The 1217-nt window shown below is 60.4% G+C and carries 1 protein-coding gene and 1 pseudogene; both read right to left on the bottom strand.

Annotation, left to right across the window (positions count from 1 at the left end):
- Nucleotides 1-336: pseudogene (locus EN994_RS32200) on the bottom strand (aminotransferase class V-fold PLP-dependent enzyme); the annotation flags it as partial.
- A gap of 55 nt (nt 337-391) precedes the next feature.
- Nucleotides 392-1217: formyltetrahydrofolate deformylase (purU, locus tag EN994_RS32195; protein WP_127308189.1), on the bottom strand; the 826-nt coding region annotated here is incomplete at its 5' end.

The following is a 1217-nucleotide window of genomic DNA, read 5'->3' as shown; positions in this document are numbered from 1 at the left end:
TTCGACATCGATGCAATCGACCTCAAGTCCAAGGCGCTCGGCCATGTCGACCCACAGGTGCGAGAACTGGCCGAAGCGCGACATCAGCACCCGGTCGCCGCGGCTGAGCGTGTTGGAGATTGCCGCTTCCCAGGCGCCGGTGCCTGAGCCCGGAAAGATGAAGACGCTGCCGGTTTCGGTCTTGAAGATCTGCTTCAGGTCGCGAAACAAGGGCAGCACCAGTTCCGGAAAATCCGGTGCGCGCATATCCTGCATCGGCACGTTCATGGCCCGCCGCACAGCGTCGGGAATGTTGGTCGGACCCGGGATAAAGAGATGCGCCGTTCCATTTTTCATGATCTGGTTCTCCTGTTGATATGAGCATCGCCACACACGGGTCGGTGTTGCCGCCTTACGCGAACACAACCGTTTTTCGTCCGTTGATCATCACGCGGGCTTCGAGGTGCCGTTTGATCGCACGCGCCAGAACGCGGCTTTCGATGTCACGGCCGGCCGCGATAAAATCCTCGACGCTCATGGAATGCGTTACCCGCTCGGTTTCCTGCTCGATGATCGGCCCCTCGTCGAGTTGGGCGGTCACATAGTGAGCCGTGGCGCCGATCAGCTTCACTCCGTGCTCGAAAGCCTGGTGATACGGCCGCGCGCCCTTGAAGCTTGGCAGGAACGAATGGTGGATGTTGATGACCTTGCCGAACAGGCGCCCCGCGAGGTCGTCGGAATACACTTGCATGTAGCGAGCCAGGACGACGAGGTCGGCGCCGACGTCCTCGATCACCGCCAGTATCCGGCCTTCCTGTTCCTGCTTGTTCTCCTTCGAGATGGGCAAGACGTGGTAGGGAATGCCAGCCCATGCCGCAGTTTCGCGGCTGTCTTCGTGGTTGGAGATGATCGCTGCGACCTCGGCTTCGAGCCAGCCAACACGGATCTGGTAGATGAGGTGAAGCAATGCATGGTCAAACTTCGAGACCATGATGACGATTTTCGGCCGACGGCTCCGCTCAAGCAGGCGGCTGCTCAGGCCGAAGCGATCCACCACAGGCGCAAGTCCCTTGGTGATGGCATCGGCAGACACCCAGGCGGGCGCCGAAAAGGCAATGCGCATGAAGAAACGGTTCGAGGCCCTGTCCCAATGCTGGCTGCTTTCAGCAATGTTCGTGCCAAGGTTGGCGAGTTCGGTCGTCACTGCCGCTACGATCCCGGCCTGGTCTTCGCAGGAC

Source organism: Mesorhizobium sp. M7A.F.Ca.CA.002.09.1.1 (assembly GCF_003998555.1).
Classification (GTDB): Bacteria; Pseudomonadota; Alphaproteobacteria; order Rhizobiales; family Rhizobiaceae; genus Mesorhizobium; species Mesorhizobium ciceri.
The sequence above is the reverse complement of the archived record's forward strand: the minus strand, read 5'-3'. Positions and strand labels throughout refer to the sequence as shown.